The sequence below is a fragment of the Dyella sp. genome, assembly GCF_035508675.1.
In the GTDB taxonomy this organism is placed as follows: Bacteria; Pseudomonadota; Gammaproteobacteria; order Xanthomonadales; family Rhodanobacteraceae; genus Dyella_B.
On the sequence record NZ_DATJMN010000138.1, the window covers coordinates 1 to 17,128 of the forward strand.

15 protein-coding genes, 1 tRNA gene and 1 pseudogene are annotated in these 17,128 nt (G+C 62.4%); 9 read left to right on the plus strand and 8 right to left on the minus strand.

Going from position 1 to position 17,128, the window contains the following annotated elements; all coding sequences use genetic code 11:
• Positions 1–585, plus strand: a pseudogene (locus tag VMA74_RS07890) (DUF3459 domain-containing protein); the annotation flags it as partial.
• Positions 567–1,904 (plus strand): MFS transporter, encoded by a 1,338-nt coding sequence (locus VMA74_RS07895; protein WP_325366090.1) that lies wholly within the window; start codon positions 567–569, stop codon positions 1,902–1,904. The pseudogene VMA74_RS07890 and the gene VMA74_RS07895, both read left to right, overlap by 19 nt.
• A 76-nt stretch (positions 1,905–1,980) precedes the next feature.
• On the opposite strand, the gene VMA74_RS07900 is transcribed toward VMA74_RS07895, so the two are convergent.
• From VMA74_RS07900 to VMA74_RS07920, 5 genes are all read right to left on the minus strand, one after another.
• A complete protein-coding gene (locus tag VMA74_RS07900; protein WP_325366104.1) occupies positions 1,981–2,157 on the minus strand; it encodes a hypothetical protein in 177 nt (58 codons plus the stop codon).
• Between the two features lie 146 nt (positions 2,158–2,303).
• Positions 2,304–3,815 (minus strand): SulP family inorganic anion transporter, encoded by a 1,512-nt coding sequence (locus VMA74_RS07905; RefSeq protein WP_325366091.1) that lies wholly within the window; start codon positions 3,813–3,815, stop codon positions 2,304–2,306.
• A 10-nt stretch (positions 3,816–3,825) separates the two neighbouring features.
• Positions 3,826–4,500 (minus strand): carbonic anhydrase, encoded by a 675-nt coding sequence (locus tag VMA74_RS07910; RefSeq protein WP_325366092.1) that lies wholly within the window; start codon positions 4,498–4,500, stop codon positions 3,826–3,828.
• A 130-nt stretch (positions 4,501–4,630) separates the two neighbouring features.
• Entirely contained in the window at positions 4,631–5,002 is a 372-nt protein-coding gene (locus tag VMA74_RS07915) for a hypothetical protein (protein ID WP_325366093.1), read from the minus strand.
• A gap of 199 nt (positions 5,003–5,201) precedes the next feature.
• Positions 5,202–6,818 carry a hypothetical protein gene (locus VMA74_RS07920; protein ID WP_325366094.1) on the minus strand — a complete coding sequence of 539 codons (1,617 nt, stop codon included), beginning with the start codon at positions 6,816–6,818 and terminating at the stop codon, positions 5,202–5,204.
• A 311-nt stretch (positions 6,819–7,129) separates the two neighbouring features.
• On the opposite strand from VMA74_RS07920, the gene rnt reads away from it, so the two are divergent.
• The 6 genes from rnt (at position 7,130) to phoU (ending at position 12,708) form a co-directional block, all read left to right on the plus strand.
• Entirely contained in the window at positions 7,130–7,789 is a 660-nt protein-coding gene (gene rnt / locus VMA74_RS07925) for a ribonuclease T (protein WP_325366095.1), read from the plus strand.
• 298 nt (positions 7,790–8,087) lie between these two features.
• On the plus strand, positions 8,088–9,119 hold the full coding sequence (gene pstS, locus VMA74_RS07930; protein WP_325366103.1) for a phosphate ABC transporter substrate-binding protein PstS: 1,032 nt from the start codon (positions 8,088–8,090) through the stop codon (positions 9,117–9,119).
• A gap of 110 nt (positions 9,120–9,229) precedes the next feature.
• Entirely contained in the window at positions 9,230–10,201 is a 972-nt protein-coding gene (gene pstC, locus VMA74_RS07935; protein WP_325366096.1) for a phosphate ABC transporter permease subunit PstC, read from the plus strand.
• Complete coding sequence (gene pstA, locus VMA74_RS07940; RefSeq protein WP_325366097.1) at positions 10,201–11,067, plus strand: phosphate ABC transporter permease PstA; 867 nt, start codon at positions 10,201–10,203, stop codon at positions 11,065–11,067. The genes pstC and pstA overlap by 1 nt, the downstream gene beginning before the upstream one ends.
• Positions 11,060–11,863: a phosphate ABC transporter ATP-binding protein PstB gene (gene pstB, locus VMA74_RS07945; protein WP_325366098.1), complete on the plus strand. Its 804-nt coding sequence runs from the start codon at positions 11,060–11,062 to the stop codon at positions 11,861–11,863. Before pstA ends, pstB begins: the two co-directional genes overlap by 8 nt.
• Before the next feature lie 110 nt (positions 11,864–11,973).
• Positions 11,974–12,708, plus strand: a complete 735-nt coding sequence (phoU, locus tag VMA74_RS07950) for a phosphate signaling complex protein PhoU (RefSeq protein ID WP_325366099.1) — start codon at positions 11,974–11,976, stop codon at positions 12,706–12,708.
• A 280-nt stretch (positions 12,709–12,988) separates the two neighbouring features.
• On the opposite strand, the gene VMA74_RS07955 is transcribed toward phoU, so the two are convergent.
• Genes VMA74_RS07955 through rnr form a run of 3 tightly spaced genes read right to left on the minus strand, consistent with a single transcriptional unit; the run spans position 12,989 to position 16,604 of the window.
• A complete protein-coding gene (locus VMA74_RS07955) occupies positions 12,989–13,279 on the minus strand; it encodes a CBU_0592 family membrane protein (RefSeq protein ID WP_325366100.1) in 291 nt (96 codons plus the stop codon).
• Positions 13,276–14,019, minus strand: a complete 744-nt coding sequence (rlmB, locus tag VMA74_RS07960) for a 23S rRNA (guanosine(2251)-2'-O)-methyltransferase RlmB (RefSeq protein WP_325366101.1) — start codon at positions 14,017–14,019, stop codon at positions 13,276–13,278. The genes VMA74_RS07955 and rlmB overlap by 4 nt, the downstream gene beginning before the upstream one ends.
• On the minus strand, positions 14,016–16,604 hold the full coding sequence (rnr, locus tag VMA74_RS07965; RefSeq protein ID WP_325366102.1) for a ribonuclease R: 2,589 nt from the start codon (positions 16,602–16,604) through the stop codon (positions 14,016–14,018). Before rnr ends, rlmB begins: the two co-directional genes overlap by 4 nt.
• Positions 16,605–16,753: 149 nt before the next feature.
• Between rnr and VMA74_RS07970 the strand changes: the two genes are divergently transcribed.
• A tRNA-Leu gene (locus VMA74_RS07970) sits at positions 16,754–16,838 on the plus strand.
• Positions 16,839–17,128: the final 290 nt, after the last annotated feature.

Here is a 17,128-nt window from a genome sequence, read left to right on the forward strand (position 1 = left end):
GCCTTTCAATCGGCCGACGGCCAGGCCGTGCATGGCACCAATGGCATGACCTCCGCATTAGTCGGCCTGGATGCGACCGACAACGTGGCAGGCTTGCGCCGTTTTGCGCTGATGTATGGACTGGCGTTTGCGGTGGGCACCGTGCCCTTGCTCTACATGGGCGACGAGCTGGCCCAAGCTGACAACCATGCGGAGGAAGACGCGGCGTTGATCGCGCTCGACAGCCGCTGGGTGCAGCGTCCCCAGCTGGATCTGGCACGCCTGCAGCAACGGCTGGATGCCAACACCATCGCCGGCAAAGCTTACGCGGTCATCAAAGCCTTGATTGCCGCGCGCGGCGATGCGGCGTTCGATGCCAGCGCAAAAGTCGAAACGCTTGCCTGCGACAACGACGCGCTATTGGCCATCAAGCGCGGCGAACGCTTTGTGGCGGTGTTCAACTTCAGCGACACGCCGCAACCGGTCGACTGGGCCCGGCTGCAAGCTGGCGATGGCTGGACAAGCCTGTTGCAAACCGCCGACGATGCCACCAGCGAGGCAGGCATGTTGCCGGCATGGGCGATGGCATGGCGCAAGAAACCGTGACGGGCGCGCGTACGGCGATCCAGGCCGCGCGCAAGCCGCGCCTGACGTTCTGGCAGATCCTCAACATGAACGTCGGTTTCTTCGGCATCCAGTTCAGCTTCGGCCTGCAGCAAAGCAACATGAGCCCGATCTACAAATACCTGGGTGCGCATGACGCCAGCCTGCCGTATCTGTGGCTGGCAGGGCCCATCACCGGACTGATCGTGCAACCCTTGATCGGCGCATTGAGCGACCGCACGGTGACGCGGCTCGGCCGCCGCACGCCGTACTTCCTGATCGGCGCCTTGATCTGCAGCGTATGCCTGTTCGCGATGCCGTTGAGTCCCGCGCTGTGGATCGCGGCCAGCCTGTTGTGGATATTGGATGCAGCCAACAACATCACGATGGAGCCGTATCGTGCGTTCGTGGGCGATCGCCTGGATGCTTCGCAACACACGGTGGGTTATCTAGCGCAAAGCGCGTTCACCGGCTTGTCGCAGACACTGGCTTATCTCACGCCATCCATCCTGGTCGGGTTGGGCATGCAGGCCGGCGCCGTCAACCGGCATGGCATTCCGGATGTCGTGCTGATTGCTTTCATCATCGGTGCGGTGTGCTCGATCACCAGCGTGGCGTGGTCGGCGTGGACCACGCCGGAGCTGCCGCTATCGGACCAGGAAAAAGCGCGCATCCGCCACGCACCACGCAACCTGGGCGCCACGCTGGGTGAAATCGCCGATGCGATCCGCGACATGCCTGCCACCATGCGGCAGCTCGCGGTGATGATGCTGTTCCAGTGGTACGCGATGTTCTGCTACTGGGAATACATCACGCTGTCGATCGCGCGCACGCTGTTCCGCACCACCGATTCGGCCAATCCGGCCTTTGCGCAATCAGCCTTGATCAGCGGGCAGATGGGCGGCTTCTACAATTTCGTGGCGATGCTGGCGGCCTTCGGCATGATGCCGCTGGCGCGCCGCCTGGGCGCCAAACCGATCCACGCCGTATGCCTGTTGTGCGGTGGCGCCGGCATGCTGTTGCTGCCGGGCATGCATGCACGCGCCATGCTGCTGGTGCCGATGCTCGGCGTTGGCCTCGCCTGGGCGAGCATGATGGGCAACCCTTATGCGATCCTCGCCAGCAGCATTCCGCCGGAGCGTGCCGGCGTGTACATGGGGCTGTTCAACGTGTTCATCGTGCTGCCCATGCTGCTGCAGATTCTCACCGTGCCGCTGATGTATGCGCATGTGCTGGCTGGCAATCCGGAAAACGTGATCCGGCTTGCGGGCGCGATGTTGCTGGCAGCTGCCGCGCTTACGCTGCGCGTGAAATCACCCTAGGTTGGCGATGAGGCAACGCCGAACCCAACATCGCCATCTACATGGCAACGTTGGGGTTCGCCTGCGCTCAACGCTATTACTGCCGCTCCGCCGCGCTGGCATCGCGGGCGGCGCGGAATTCCGAATCCTTGCTCCAGTTCGGCCACTGCCGCGAGTTGGCGAGCTCATCGCCCAAGGTGTAAAGGATCTGCAAGTCACGCGCCGTGGCGGCGGACAACGCAAGCGCAACCACGGAAAGGACCAGTCGTTTCACAGGCCATTACCCCTTGCAGGCGGGAAGGTCTAGATACTAGAAGGCGCAGACCCGTCCAGCGATGGTGCTGGACGGGTTCGAACAACAAAGCCGCGTGGCAACGCGCGGATGCCCTCCCCGCATGGCGGAGAGGTTGCCTGTTACCGTTACGCCGCCCGGCGCAAGCCTTCCACCCGGCTGTGCAGCAGCTTCCAATCCACCACCAGTTCGCAGCCGCGCGTCTTGGCATTGGTCCCCCATTCGGTGAGCACTTCCAGGCAAGCCTGATCAACGTGATGCAGGCGATCCACGTCCAGCAGTACGCGGGTATTCGGTGGCACCTGTTCCAGCGTGCGCGTCAACGCAGGCACCTTGAAGAAGGTGGCCGAACCGTCCAGCTCCAGCGTGAGCATGCCCGGCTCTTCGTGGTCAGCGAGCCCCACTTGCAGGCGCGAGGACTGCAGCGCCAGCTTGAGCACCGACAAGGCGAAACCCACCAGCACACCTGTCAGCAGATCGGTGACGACGATGGCCAGCGTCGTGCCCGCATACACCACGAAATTGCCGCGCCCATATTCGGCCAGCGATTTCATCTGCTTGATGTTGACCATCTTCAAGCCGGTAAACACCAGGATGCCGGCCAGGCAGGCCACCGGCGTCATGCGGATCAGCCATGGCAGCAGCATGGCGAACACCAGCAGCCAGCCGCCGTGCAGGATCGTCGCCATGCGCGTGGCCGAACCGGCCTGCACGTTGGCGGCGCTGCGCACGATCACGCCAGTCATCGGCAATGCGCCCAGCATGCCGCACAGCATGTTGCCCACGCCTTGCGCGGTCAGCTCGCGGTTGTAGTCGGTGCGTGCGCCGTTGTGCATGCGATCCACCGCCGCCGCCGACAGCAGCGTTTCCGCACTGGCGATCAGCGCGAAGGTAAGCGCGGCAACCAGCAACGACGGTTGCGCCAGTGCGACCACGCTACTGAACGTCGGCAGTTCCACCGCCGCGAACAGATTCGCCGGTACATCCACCTTGTTCACCGGCGTACCCAGCACGCTCACCGTCGCCGTCACGATGACCACGGCCAGCAAGGCGCCCGGCACAAAGCGCAAGGCTTGCGGGCGCAATGTCTCCCAACCGAGCATGATGCCTATGGTGGACAGGCCAACCGTCAACGCCGCCATGCTGCCGGTTTCACCTTTGAAGGCGCTGATCAAGGCACCCGGCAAGGCCGCAAAATTTTCCAAGCCGCGCGCCTTGGGCAAGGCATCGATCAGCACGTGCAGCTGCGAGGCCACGATCAGGATGCCGATGCCCGACAGCATGCCCGCCACCACGGCCGGCGAGATCATGCGGAACCACACGCCCACCTTGCCGATGCCGGCGATGACCTGGATCAGGCCCGCCAGCAGCACCACCGGCCCCAGCGCCGCCACGCCGTACTCGCGCACCAGCTCGAACACCAGCACCGCCAGGCCCGCGGCGGGACCGCTGACCTGCAACGGCGAGCCCGCGATGGCGCCCACCACAATGCCGCCGATGATGCCGGTGATCAGGCCCGCGGCAGGCGGCATGCCCGACGCGATGGCGATGCCCATGCATAACGGCAACGCCACCAGAAACACCACGATCGAGCCGAGCAGGTCCCGGCCGAACAGTCCTTGCGAAAAATAGGCTCGCATGATTCGTTCCTCAGGCTGCTACCGGAGCGGCAAAGCGCACATGCGGCGTCGCATCGGGCACATGACCGGCGGGGTCGAGTTTCACAAAACGGCCTTTTTCTGCATCGAACGTTTCGATCTCGGCATGCTCGATGTCGTACACCCAACCGTGAATGCTCAGGTCGCCGCGCGACACGCCTGCGGCCACCACCGGCAAGGTGCGCAAGTGTTCAAGTTGGCCCACCACGTTCTCGCGCGTCAAGCAGGCCAACGTCTCATGCTCAGACAAACCCTGGTTGTTTTGCGCAACCACGTACTTGGCCACGTCGCCGTGTTTCATCCAGGCGGCGACGGACGGCATCTCCTTCACCAGCTCCGGCTTCTGCAGCGCCTTCATCGCACCGCAGTCGGAATGGCCGCAGATGACGATATGCTTCACCTGCAGCACGCGCACCGCGTACTCGATTGCCGCCACCACGCCGCTCACATGCTGCGCATATGGCGGCACGATGTTGCCGATGTTGCGGTAGACAAATAATTCACCCGGCTGCGTGTTGAAGATCATTTCAGGCATCACGCGCGAATCCGCGCACGTGATGAACATGGTGCTGGGGCTTTGGCCCGAGGCCAGTTGCTTGAACAGCTCGCGCTGCTCGGGGAACACCGCGTGGCGGAAATACTGGAAACCTTCGATCAGACGTTGCATGGGGATGCTCCAAAAAGTATTTTAACAGCCGCGCTGGATGCAGGCACACGCAGGGAAGCAGCGTGCGAACAAGCGCTACCAAAGTCGGAAAAATCAGGGATGCGTACGGCAGACGCGCCGCACGACGCGATCAGGCGGCGCGTGGCGGCCGCAGCAGCTCGATGAAGGGCGTTGACCGCAGCGAAGGCGTCATGTCCGGCGAGCTCTCCGAGGCAAGCGGACGCAGCACGGCGCGCGTCAGCTCGGGCGCGATCAGTTGATCGTCGATGTCGCAGTCGTCATCGCACAGGCCGCTATTGGATGACCCGTCATCCGTGGTGAAACTCGAATGCGCATGCGCGCCATGCGCCGCGGCCACCGTGGTGACTGCAGAAGCGGTGCCGGATACGGAAAGCGTACGGTGAAGATGCGAATCAAATGCCACGTTTGCGCTCGTCAGCAACAGCAGAACGAGCGCGCTGAACGCCAGCAGCAGCAAACGATAGCGATGGAGGCAAGACATGGCGCGAAAATATCGGATCGCACGTGGGTATCGCAAGCCGATATCTAAATAGAAGTTCATATGCGTGAATGACATGGCTCGCTTACACGCTCGCGTCACGCCTGCACAAAAAGCAAAACGGCGGGCAAAGCCCGCCGTTTTTCCATCCCTGGGTCGAACTCCCTTCCGATAACCGATCCAGTTACACGCTGACCATCGCTTAGAACGGGTAGTAGCGGATACTGGTGAAGAACATATTGTCCGAAGCCTTCGGCGCATTCCCAAACGAGTCCGTATACAGCTGACGGGTCGTGTGCGAGTACTGCGCACCAAAGCGCACCTTGCCGAACTTGCCCTGGTAGAACGACCACCAGAAACCAAGCGTCTCCTGGCCGATCTGGCGAGTCTGGCCCGAGCAATCGCTGGCGGCACCGTAGATGCTGCACTCGGTGTTGATATAACCCAGGATGGCGCTGCCATAGCCGTAGGGCTTGCCGTTCGCGCCCGTCGTCAGGTAGGTGTCTTGCTGTTCGCGACCGCCGGACAGGTACACATCCCAAGCCGACGTGGGATGCCATACCACGCTACCCAGCAGCATGTTTTCCTTCAGCGCGTACAGCGAGCCATTCGGGCTGACGGCCACATCGTTCAGACCGGCCGTACCGTAGCGGCCGATGCCCTTGCCGCTCATGCCGGAGAACTGGAATTCGAGGGTCTTCGGCACCAGCGGCAACACCATGCCGAAACCGAAACCTTCACCGCTCGTGGTCTTATTGGTCGGCGTCGCGACACCGGTAAACGAAACACGCGAGTCGAATTCACGCGACAGGCCAAACACTTCGTAGTGACCCCAACCCGGATCGGCCGCGAACTTCACGATCACGTCAGGACGGTCGTTGAGGGAAACCGTGTTGCCGGAGGCGTAATTGGCGCCAGCCGGGATCGTAACCGTGGTCGACGAGTAATAACCGGTGCCCTTCACGCCAGCAACGCCGGCGGTTTGCGGGTTTTCGACCGACACACCCAGCCACCACATTTTGTCCCAATCTTTCACGATGCGCAGCTGGGTCTGGCGCGCCCAGGTGAAGCCCGGCACGTACTGTGCGTCGATCGAGAGAGGCGTGACGTTCGTGTCAGGCGAGATGCCCTTGCCATTGAGGGTCAGCAGCGACCAAGTCTGACCAGCCAGAGCGTGCAAGCCGTAGGTATCCCAGTCCACGTTGGTGAACAGATGACGGACACGGGGGTTGAACGAGTTGCTCTCGTTCATGTTAGCCGTCTGGGCACCGCCCAGGAAGTCCATTTCGTAGTAGCCCGTGACATGCGTATCGTCGTTGATGTCACCCTGCGCCTTGATCGACAAGCGGCTCTGGCGCGAGCTGTAGGTGAACTGGCTGTTTTTCGCGTTCGCGGACGTAGCCGGAAATGGAACGGAGGAATATTTGCTGGCCACGTCATCAGCAGTGTCGCGCGAGCGATAAATCGATTCCGCCGCCAGGAAGCCGCCGAACGTCCACTTCACGCCGCCGGAGCCGCCGAAGATATCGCCCTTGTGCTCCGTCGCAGCGGCTACCACCTGCTTTTGCGTAGCCTGGATCTGGCTCTGCGTGGTCTGCACGGCCTGGGCCGTTTCCGCCTGCGCCTGCTGCTGAGCCTGCTGCTGCGACTCCAGGTCCTGAACCTTCTGCTCCAGTGCCTGGATTTCCGCCTTCATCTGGTCCAGTTCTGCCGCACTAACGGTAACCTTCTTGTGGGACGTCTGGGCTGACACGGGCGCTGTAACGCTGGTCAGGCCCAAACCGGCAGCAATGGCTACCGTGAGCATCTTGGAACGCATGTTGTTGTCTCCGCTAGATCTTAAAGAAACCGCGCGGCATCACAGTCCTTCCCCTGGAGCGGCCTGCGGGCTGGCGGCATGATCAGGCGGCAGCTTTACCGTTAGATGGATGTTATGTGACAGTTGAATGACGAACCATACGGTTCTTCACCCAGGGTGCACCGATTCTTGACCGCGACATTGATCGTGGTGGGTGCATTGACCTGCTTCTGGCTGGCAAAGAAGCTTGTCTAAACAAGCACTCGTCTTCTTCGCAAAAAGGACGCTTCGTGCCATCGGCGGCGTCGCCACCCGGCTGATATGCTTGTTGAATGGAGCAACTCAATAACAGTTTGGCGGCCCGCATGGCCGAGCGTTTCCGCGGCTTTCTGCCGGTGATCGTGGACGTAGAGACCGGCGGTTTCGATGCCGATCGCGATGCGTTGCTCGAAATTGCGGCCGTCGCCGTGGGTATGGACCAGGAGGGCAAGCTCTACCCCCATCCGGTGGTATCCACCCACGTGGAAGCCTTTCCCGGCGCGAACATCGATCCGCGCGCGCTGGAAATCACCGGCATCGATCCGGACAATCCGCTGCGCGCCGCCCTGGACGAACGGGCTGCACTGGACCACATCTTTCAAGCCGTGCGTGCGGCGGTACGCGGCAATGAATGCCAGCGCGCCATCCTGGTCGGACATAACGCCGCATTCGACCTCGGGTTTCTGAATGCCGCGGTGCGCCGCGTCGGCCACAAGCGCAATCCGTTTCATCCTTTCAGCTGCTTCGACACGGCCACCCTGAGCGGCCTCTTGTACGGGCAAACCGTACTGAGCAAGGCGGTACTGGCTGCCGGCTACAGTTTCGATTCGAGCGAGGCGCATTCGGCGGTCTATGACGCCGAGCGTACCGCCCTGCTGTTCTGCCGCATCGTCAACCGGCTGCGTTCGCTGGAGATATTGGAGCTGGAACGCGTGGGGACGGCGTTGCCTTGAGGGCAGTAGGGGAAGGGACCGTTTGTCGCAATGGTCCAGATGCCCGCTTCGCTTGAGTGCAATTTATAGAACCCTCAAGCGGACACCTCATAAAAAATAAGGTGTTGTTGTCGTGCCCCATCGTCATTCCAGCCTTCGCCGGCATGACGAATCGGCCAGCGTCAGCCTGCCGAAATCCACAAGTTCTTGCGACTGTCATCAAGATGACACATTTGTCTCATCTCATTGCAACACCTTACCTCTGCAATAGGCGGGTCGTAGGCATTTCTAGCCACATCCCTCCAAAGGAGCCACTGTGTTGACCTCACTGAAACTTCCGTCTCGCCTCGGTACGCTCGCCTTCGCGGTTACCGCGTCCTTGTTTGGCATGACGGCGCACGCCACCGATATCACCGGTGCGGGCTCCAGCTTCGTCTATCCAGTCATTTCCAAGTGGTCGGCCGCGTATGCGGAAAAGACGGGCAATCACGTCAACTATCAATCGATCGGTTCCGGCGGCGGCATCGCGCAGATCAAGGCCGGCACGGTGGACTTCGGCGCGTCGGACATGCCGCTCAAGCCTGAAGATCTCGCCAAGTTCGGCCTGGGCCAGTTTCCCGACGTGATCGGCGGCATCGTGCCGTCGTTCAACGTGTCCGGCGTCGCGCCGGGCACGCTGGTGCTGGATGGCACCACCCTGGCCAATATCTACCTGGGCAAGATCACCATGTGGAACGATCCTGCCATCACCAAGCTCAACCCCAGCCTGCACCTGCCGTCCGCCAAGATTTTCGTGGTGCACCGCTCGGACGGTTCGGGCACCACCTTCAACTTCACCGACTACCTCTCGAAGGTGAGCGCGGATTGGAAAGCGAAGGTCGGCGAAGGTACCGCGGTGCAGTGGCCGACTGGTATCGGCGGCAAGGGCAACGAGGGCGTGTCCGCTTATATCAAGCAGATTCCGAACTCGCTCGGCTATGTGGAATACGCCTACGCGGTGCAGAACAAGCTGGGCTACGCGAAGATGCAGAACGCCGCCGGCAAGGTGGTGGAACCCACCATTGCCAGCTTCCAGGCTGCTGCCGACACGGCCGATTGGAAGGATGCCAAGGACTTCAACCTGCTGATGACCAACGCGCCGGGCGCCGATGCGTGGCCGATCACCGCCACCTCATGGGTGATCATGTACAAGACGCCGAAGAACGCCGTCAACACCAAGGTTACCTTCGACTTCTTCAAGTACGCTTACGAGCAGGGCCAGGGCGCCGCGCGCGCGCTGGATTACGTGCCCCTGCCCGCTTCGCTGGTGCAGCAGATCGAAGCCTACTGGGCCAGCGAATACAAGCAGTAAGCTTTGGCCCTGTCGCAAGGACGCCTAGCTGAAGCAAATCTTGCGACGCGCGCAACGTCCCGTTGCGCGCGTCGTGCTGACTGAACCCATCGCAAAAAATCACGCCAGACATGTCAGCCATAAGTGCCGAACCGATTCCCCGCGATACCGAACATCGTTCGCGCACCGATGCCCGCCACGATCGCATCTTCCGTTTCGTCGTGCGCTTGTGCGCCCTGCTGGTGCTGGCGACGCTGCTCGGCGCGGCCCTGTCCACGTTGTGGGGCGGACGCGAGGTGCTGTTCAAGGACGGTTTCCGCTTCTTGTTCAGCTCGGACTGGAACCCGGTCGACAACCAGTTCGGTGCGCTCGCACCGATTGTCGGCACGCTGGTCACGTCGTTGATCGCCTTGCTGCTGGCAGTGCCGGTGAGCTTCGGCATTGCCCTGTTCCTTACTGAAATCGCGCCTCGCTGGATGCGCGGTCCGATCAGTTCCGCCATCGAATTGCTGGCGGCGATTCCTTCGATCATCTACGGCATGTGGGGCCTGTTCGTGTTCGTGCCGTTCATGGCCGGCATCGAACCGACCCTCAGCAATACGCTGGGCAACATTCCGGTGATCGGCGCCTTGTTCCAGGGGCCGCCGCTGGGCCTGGGCCTGCTGACCGCGGGCATCGTGCTGGCGGTGATGATCCTGCCGTTCATTTCCTCGGTGATGCGCGAGGTGTTCCAGACCGTGCCGGCGCGCCTGAAAGAATCCTCTTACGCGCTGGGCTCCACCACCTGGGAAGTGGTGTGGGACATCGTGCTGCCCTACACCCGCTCCGCGGTGATCGGCGGTATCTTCCTCGGTCTCGGGCGCGCGCTCGGCGAAACCATGGCGGTGACGTTCGTGCTGGGTAATTCGTACAACCTCACTTCGTCGCTGCTGATGCCGGGTACCTCGATCTCCTCGAGCATCGCCAACGAATTCAACGAAGCGGTGGGCCTGCATCGTTCCGCGCTGATCGCGCTGGGCTTCCTGCTGTTCGTGGTCACCTTCATCGTGCTGCTGATTGCCCGTTTCATGCTGCGCCAGTTGCAGCGCAAGGAGGGACGCTGATGTCCGCCGTCTACGCACGCCGCGCCATCATCAACGTTGTTGCGCTCGCGCTCAGCGGCTTGGCCACCCTGATCGGCCTGGTTTTTCTGGTGTGGATTCTCTGGGTCACCGCGCAAAACGGCCTGGGCGCGCTCAAGCTCACGCTGTTCACCAAGATCACCGCCTACGCGGACCAGGGCGGGCTCTCCAACGCCATCGTCGGCAGCTTGATCATGGACCTGATGGCGCTGTTGATCTGCGCGCCAATTGGCGTGCTGGCTGGCACCTACCTCGCCGAATACGCCAGCTCCACGCGCCTGGGCTCGTCGATCCGCTTCCTCAACGACATTCTGCTGTCGGCACCGTCGATTGTGCTCGGCCTGTTCGTGTACGTGATCGTGGTCATTCCCTGCACGGAACTCACCAATGGGCGCATCACCTTCTCCGGCTTCGCTGGCAGCGTGGCGCTGGCGCTGATCGGCCTGCCGGTTATCGTGCGCACCACCGATGAAATGCTGCAGTTGGTGCCAGGCACGCTGCGCGAAGCAGCGCTGTCGCTCGGCATTCCGCAGTGGAAGCTGACCATGCAAGTGCTGATGCGCGCGGCGTTCTCCGGCATTCTCACCGGTGTGCTGCTCGCGCTCGCCCGCCTGGCAGGCGAAACCGCGCCGCTGTTGTTCACGGCGTTCGGCAACAACTTCATGACTGCACATCCATTGGACAAGATGGCCAGCATGCCGGTCACCATCTATCAATACACTAACGATCCGAATCCGGCACTGCATGCGATCGCCTGGGCCGGCGCGCTGTTGATCACCCTGTTCGTGCTGGCGCTGAGCCTGCTGACCCGCATCATGTTTTCGCGCAAGAAGGTGAGTTATGAATGACCTCGCCGCCGCTACCGCGGCTCCCCTGACCGACGCTGCGTCGCCCGCCAAAATCAAAGTGCGCGACGTGCACTTCTACTACAACGGATTCCATGCGCTGAAAGGCATCGACATGGATATCCCGGAGAAACAGGTCACCGCGATCATCGGTCCGTCCGGTTGCGGCAAGTCCACCCTGCTGCGCATCTTCAATCGCATCTATGCGATCTACCCGAAGATGGAGGCGAAAGGTTCGATCGAACTGGACGGCGAGAACATCCTCGACCCGAAGTTCTCGATGAATCGCCTGCGCACCAAGGTCGGCATGGTGTTCCAGAAGCCGGTGCCGTTCCCGATGACCATTTTCGAGAACGTCGCCTATGGCATCCGCCATCACGAGCGGCTGTCGCGTGCAGACATGGAAATCCGCGTGGAACAGGCGCTACGCAGCGCGGCGCTGTGGGACGAAGTGAAGGACAAGCTCAAGCAGAGCGCGCTGGGCCTGTCCGGCGGCCAGCAGCAGCGCCTGTGCATTGCGCGCGGCATTGCGCTGCGCCCGGAAGTGCTGCTGCTGGACGAGCCGACCTCCGCGCTCGATCCCATCGCCACCGGCCGCATCGAGCAACTGGTGGAAGAGCTCAAGCACGAATATACGATCGTGATCGTCACCCACAACATGCAACAGGCAGCACGCGTGTCCGACCTCACCGCCTTCATGTACATGGGCGACCTGATCGAGTTCGACAACACCGAAAAGATTTTCACCAAACCTGGCAAGAAGCAGACCGAGGATTACATTACCGGTCGCTTCGGTTGATCTTTTTTTCTTCTTCTCCGCATTGTTGATCCATGGCGGAGAGAGCTGGGGGCACGGGGCCGCACGGGCGGAAAATCCCCTCCCTTCACTGAATCGCAAGAGGCCATCCCATGAGCGGCAGCAGCAAGGAACACATTATCAAGAGTTACGACGACGAACTGCTGCGCCTGACCGGCGAGCTGGTTCGCATGGGCGAGTTGGCGGTCAGCCAGCTGGAAGCGGCCATCGACGTGGTGGACCGCCGCGATGAGCGCGCCGCCCAGCACGTCGTCAACAACGATGACGCGATCGACCAGCTGGAGCAGGACATCAGCCACGACGTGGTGCGCCTGCTGGCCCTGCGCGCGCCGATTGCGGGCGACTTGCGGCACGTATTCGCCGCCCTGCGCATCGCGGCTGATATCGAACGCATCGGCGACTATGCCGCCAATGTGGCCAAGCGCTCCATTCCGCTGTCCATGGCCGCACCGCTCACCCCCACCGCCGGCCTTGCGCACCTGGCCGAACTCGCTGCCGCGGAAGTACGCGACGTGCTGCGCGCCTATCGCGACCGCGACGCGGAGCTTGCGTACAAGGTGTGGCAGGACGACGTGGAACTGGACGAAGCCTACACCGCCTACTTCCGCGAGCTGCTCACGTACATGATGGAAGATCCGCGCGTGATCACGCCCTGCACGCACCTGTTGTTCATGGCCAAGAACATCGAGCGCATCGGCGATCACGCCACCAACATCGCCGAGAACGTGTGGTTCCTGGTCAAGGGCGAGCCGCTGACGGCGCAACGCGACAAGCGCGACCTCACGTCCAGCCCGGAGCCGGTGAAGCTGGGTAATCGGCCGGATTGAGGTAGCTGTTCATCGCAAGCAAAGAAGCTTGATATTCGCGTCGGTCGCCCCCTCCCCTGCGACGTAGGGGAGGGATGAGGTGGGGTTGCTTGTGCTTTAGCGTGCAGCCGAATGTCGCAACGACGTCTGATCGCAAGAAGCACATGACGATGACGTCAGATTTCTGCCGCTTGCTACGCTCGCACCGCGCCCTAGCCCTCCCCTACTTCGCAGGGGGGGGACACATCCTGGCGAACACGAGATACACGCACGACCCAGCGCAAGAAAATCAACCCGCTGATCACCAAAGCGTAGTCTTGTGCCCAGCCTCGCGCGCCTTTCTACGCGCCTGCGCACTGCGCGCCATGCCGTAGATGCCGATCAACAACCACGCCACTTCCATAAAAAAAGCCGAGGCGTTGAACGCACCAAACAGCAGCGACAGCATCACGCCGAGCGCGCCAAGCACGTTCATCAGCTGATAAACCAGGCCATTGCCGTGCAGCTTGTGAGCCTGCAGCAGCAGATAGGCCAGCAGCATCAGGGCCACGCCGGCGTAGCCGGTCCAATCGTGCCAATAAAAAGTCGTCATCGCACACTCCTTTGACGCAACGCTTCAAACAGAACCACACCGGTAGCCACCGATACATTGAGGCTTTCCATGCTACCGGGCATCGGTATCCTGGCGATGAAATCGCAGGTCTCGCGCGTCAGTCGGCGCATGCCCTCGCCTTCGCTGCCCAGCACCAATGCGACCGGACCTTTGAGATCGATGTCGTAGATGGATTGCTCGGTATCGCCGGCCAGGCCGGTGATCCACACGCCGGCATCCTTCAGCGTACGCAGCGCACGCGCCAGATTGGTGGCGGCCACCAGCGGTACGCGATCGGCGCCGCCGGCCGATGCACGGCGCACCACCGGCGTAATGCCCACAGCGCGATCCTTTGGCACGATCACCGCCGTCACGTTCGCGGCGGCCGCGCTGCGCAAGCAAGCGCCGAGGTTGTGCGGATCGGTGACGCCGTCCAGCACCAGCACCAGCGCCTGGTTGCCGGCTTTTTCCAGCAAGTCGGCCAAATCGTGTTCGCCCGCCAGCTGCGGCGCCTGATACAGCGCAACGACGCCCTGGTGACGCGCCTCGCCCGCCACCCGATCCAACTGCTCGCGCGGCCGATGGTGTACGGGAATCTTCAACGCCTTGGCTTTTTCCGCCAGCTCATGCACACGCGGATTGCGCTGGCCGTTTTCGACCAGCACTTCGCGCACGCGCGCGGCGTCATTGTTCAAAGCGCCTTCGACCGGATTAATGCCAACAATCCAGCTCTCACTCATCGTTTGCCCTTCGGTTTCGGCGTACGGCCTTTGGCCGTCTTATTACTGCGCGTGGCGCCGGCCGGCTGGGCCGTGCGCTTGCCTTCGGATTTGGCGACGGCAACCTTCTTGCCTGGTTTGGCCGCGCGTTTCTTCGGGCTTGCGCCGTCGGATCCCGGCAACGGCGGCAGCGCGGGAAGCGGCTGTCTTCCCGCAGGCAAGGAATAGCGCTCCCCTGCGGCGGCGTAGTCGTACGCACGTGGCGTGGAAGGCGGCGGTACCACGGCCACCCCCGGCTCTGGCGCCTTCTTCTTCACCGGCTGCACCATGCGGAAGTCGATCTTGCGATCCTCCAGGCTCGCACGCAGCACCTGGATGCGTACGTGATCGCCAAGCCGGAACTGCAAGCCGGTGCGTTCGCCCTTCAACAAGTGGCGGATCGGATCGAAGTGATAATAGTCGTTGGAGAGCTGGCTGATGTGCACCAGGCCGGACACTTTCGACTCATCCAGTTCCACGAACAGGCCGAACGAGGTGACGCCGGTGACGACGCCGTCGAACTCCTCGCCGATGTGCTTGGCCATCCAGGCGCAACGGAAACGCTCGTCCACGTCGCGCTCGGCTTCCTCGGCACGGCGTTCGCGCTGCGAACAGTGCAAGGCCATGGCGGCCATCGCCGCTTCAGTGTAGTGGTAGGCGGAAGGCTTGCCACCTTTCAGCGCATAGCGGATCGCACGATGTACCAGCAGATCCGGATAGCGGCGGATCGGCGAGGTGAAGTGCGCATACGCTTCCAACGACAAACCGAAATGGCCGCGGTTATCCGGCTGATACGCGGCCAGGCTCTGCGCGCGCAGCAGCACGGACTGGATCAGCTCGCGCTCGGGCCGGTCCTTCACCATGCGCAAGATGTCCGAAAAATCGCTCGGCGTCACCTCTTCCACCGGTGGCATGCGCAGCTTGAATTCGCGCAGGAACTGCTGCAGGTCTTCGTATTTCTCGGTGGGCGGCGGCTCGTGCGCGCGGTACAGCGCGGGAATCTTGCGCTTGCTGAGGAACATGGCGGCCTGCACGTTGGCGGCGATCATGCATTCCTCGATCAGTTTATGCGCGTCATTGCGCTGCACCGCACCGACGGCCTGGACTTCACCCGTTGCATCGAGGCGGAACTTCACCTCGGCCGTTTCGAAATCGATGGCGCCGCGCTGGCGACGCTGCTCAGCCAGCGCGTGATACAAGGCATGCAGGTTTTCCAGTTGCGGCAGCACATCCGCCAGCTCGTCGCGCGCATCGGCATCCTTCACGCCGATGGCCTGCCACACTTTGTCGTAGGTGAGGCGTGCGTGCGAACGCATCACGGCGTCGTAGAACTTGGCCTTGCTGATTTCGCCATCCGTGCTCACCTGCATGTCGCACACCATGCACAGGCGTTCCACCTTCGGGTTGAGCGAACAGATGCCGTTGGACAGGGTTTCCGGCAGCATCGGCACGACGAAGCCGGGGAAATAGGTGGAGGTGCTGCGTTCGTAGGCTTCCTTGTCGAGCGGGCTGTCGACCGGCACGTAGTGCGATACGTCGGCAATTGCCACGATCAGGCGCCAACCACCACCGCGTTTGGGTTCGGCGTAAACAGCATCGTCGAAGTCGCGTGCATCCGCACCGTCGATGGTCACCAACGGCAGCTTGCGCAGGTCGACGCGGCCTTCGCGCTCGGTGGCGGTCACTTCCGGCTCCACCTCTTCCGCAGCGCGCAGTACCTCCGGCGGCCATTCGTACGGCAGGTCGTAGCTGTTGATGGCCATGTCCACCAACAGCGACGGTTGCAGGCGCTCGCCGAGCACGCTGCGGATGCTACCCAGCGGGCCGCGGTAGGCGGTGGGTGGATCGGTGATCTCCGCCACCACGATCTGGCCGGAGCGCGCGCCGCGTTCCTGGCCCGGCGCAATCATGATGTCCTGATGCAGGCGGCGGTCGTCCGGCACCACCAGGGTGACGCCATTTTCGATCATCACGCGGCCAACCAGGCGCGGTGAACGGCGCTGCAGCACCTCAACGATGGAGCCCTGCCGGCGCCCGCGCCGATCCAGGCCGACCACGCTGGCGAGTACGCGGTCGCCGTGCAGCACGCTGCGCATCTGGTAGGGCGAAAGGTAGAGATCGTCGCCGCCTTCGTCCGGGCGCAGGAAGCCGTAGCCTTCGGCATTGGCCAGCACGACCCCCGGGATCAGATCCAGCTTGCGTGCCGGTGCATAGCCACCACGGCGGCCAAGCAGCAATTGGCCATCGCGCACCATCGCCGTCAGGCGTTTGGTGAGTGCGGCGATGCTGTATTCGTCGTGGAGCTGCAGCGCTTCGGCGATGCGCGCCTGGGTCAGCAGCTCGCCGCGTTCTTCCAGCAGCGCGAGGATGGCTTCGCGGCTGGGAATGGGCTTCTCGTAGCGTTGCGCCTCGCGCTCCGCGAACGGATCGCGCTGCCGCTTGGACGCTGTGGTTTCACCCGCTTCTGCTCCACGGCGACGCGCCTGCCTGGGCGCGCCTGCTTGGGCTTTCGGGGCCTTGGCCGCTTTGCGCGGCAGCTTTTCGTTCGGTTTTTTTGTCTTGGTCACGGCCTAGTATCGCCTCGATACCTGTGTTCAATAAATGGTTGCGTGCGCCTTTGTCAGCCGCAGCAATCAAGATGAAGAAATAGTTGACAACCTGTGCTCCCACCCCTACTCTACGCGGCTCGCACAGCCCGAAAGGCCATGCGACACCTGCCCAGGTGGCGGAATTGGTAGACGCACTAGTTTCAGGTACTAGCGGGTAAAACCGTGGAGGTTCGAGTCCTCTCCTGGGCACCAAGACTTCGCTGGAAACCGCTTCCAGCAAACACAACCCGGCGACAGCCGGGTTTGTCGTTTCTGGCGCAGGCATTCTTTCTCACCTGCCTGGCGCCGCCTTTCATTTCGGAAAGCGGTTCGCGCGCAGGCTATCTTTGCGCCAGATGTAACGGGCATCATGGCCGTCCTCGAAGTGACATCGATCCCCGCCTGCATGCCACGCTCCCGCACGTCACTCGCTCCGGTCCTGCTCGCCGTCGGCGTCTTGCTGATCGCCATGGCCTCGTATCAATGCGGCGCGGCGATTGCCA

Excerpts from the sequence above, each read along its gene's own strand:
- VMA74_RS07915 (WP_325366093.1), bottom strand. The coding sequence starts at position 5,002 with ATGTCTTGCCTCCATCGCTATCGTTTGCTGCTGCTGGCGTTCAGCGCG.
- pstA (WP_325366097.1), top strand. The coding sequence starts at position 10,201 with ATGTCCGCCGTCTACGCACGCCGCGCCATCATCAACGTTGTTGCGCTC.
- pstC (WP_325366096.1), top strand. The coding sequence starts at position 9,230 with ATGTCAGCCATAAGTGCCGAACCGATTCCCCGCGATACCGAACATCGT.
- rlmB (WP_325366101.1), bottom strand. The coding sequence starts at position 14,019 with ATGAGTGAGAGCTGGATTGTTGGCATTAATCCGGTCGAAGGCGCTTTG.
- VMA74_RS07895 (WP_325366090.1), top strand. The coding sequence starts at position 567 with ATGGCGCAAGAAACCGTGACGGGCGCGCGTACGGCGATCCAGGCCGCG.
- VMA74_RS07955 (WP_325366100.1), bottom strand. The coding sequence starts at position 13,279 with ATGACGACTTTTTATTGGCACGATTGGACCGGCTACGCCGGCGTGGCC.
- pstB (WP_325366098.1), top strand. The coding sequence starts at position 11,060 with ATGAATGACCTCGCCGCCGCTACCGCGGCTCCCCTGACCGACGCTGCG.
- VMA74_RS07905 (WP_325366091.1), bottom strand. The coding sequence starts at position 3,815 with ATGCGAGCCTATTTTTCGCAAGGACTGTTCGGCCGGGACCTGCTCGGC.
- VMA74_RS07920 (WP_325366094.1), bottom strand. The coding sequence starts at position 6,818 with ATGCGTTCCAAGATGCTCACGGTAGCCATTGCTGCCGGTTTGGGCCTG.
- phoU (WP_325366099.1), top strand. The coding sequence starts at position 11,974 with ATGAGCGGCAGCAGCAAGGAACACATTATCAAGAGTTACGACGACGAA.
- rnt (WP_325366095.1), top strand. The coding sequence starts at position 7,130 with ATGGAGCAACTCAATAACAGTTTGGCGGCCCGCATGGCCGAGCGTTTC.
- VMA74_RS07910 (WP_325366092.1), bottom strand. The coding sequence starts at position 4,500 with ATGCAACGTCTGATCGAAGGTTTCCAGTATTTCCGCCACGCGGTGTTC.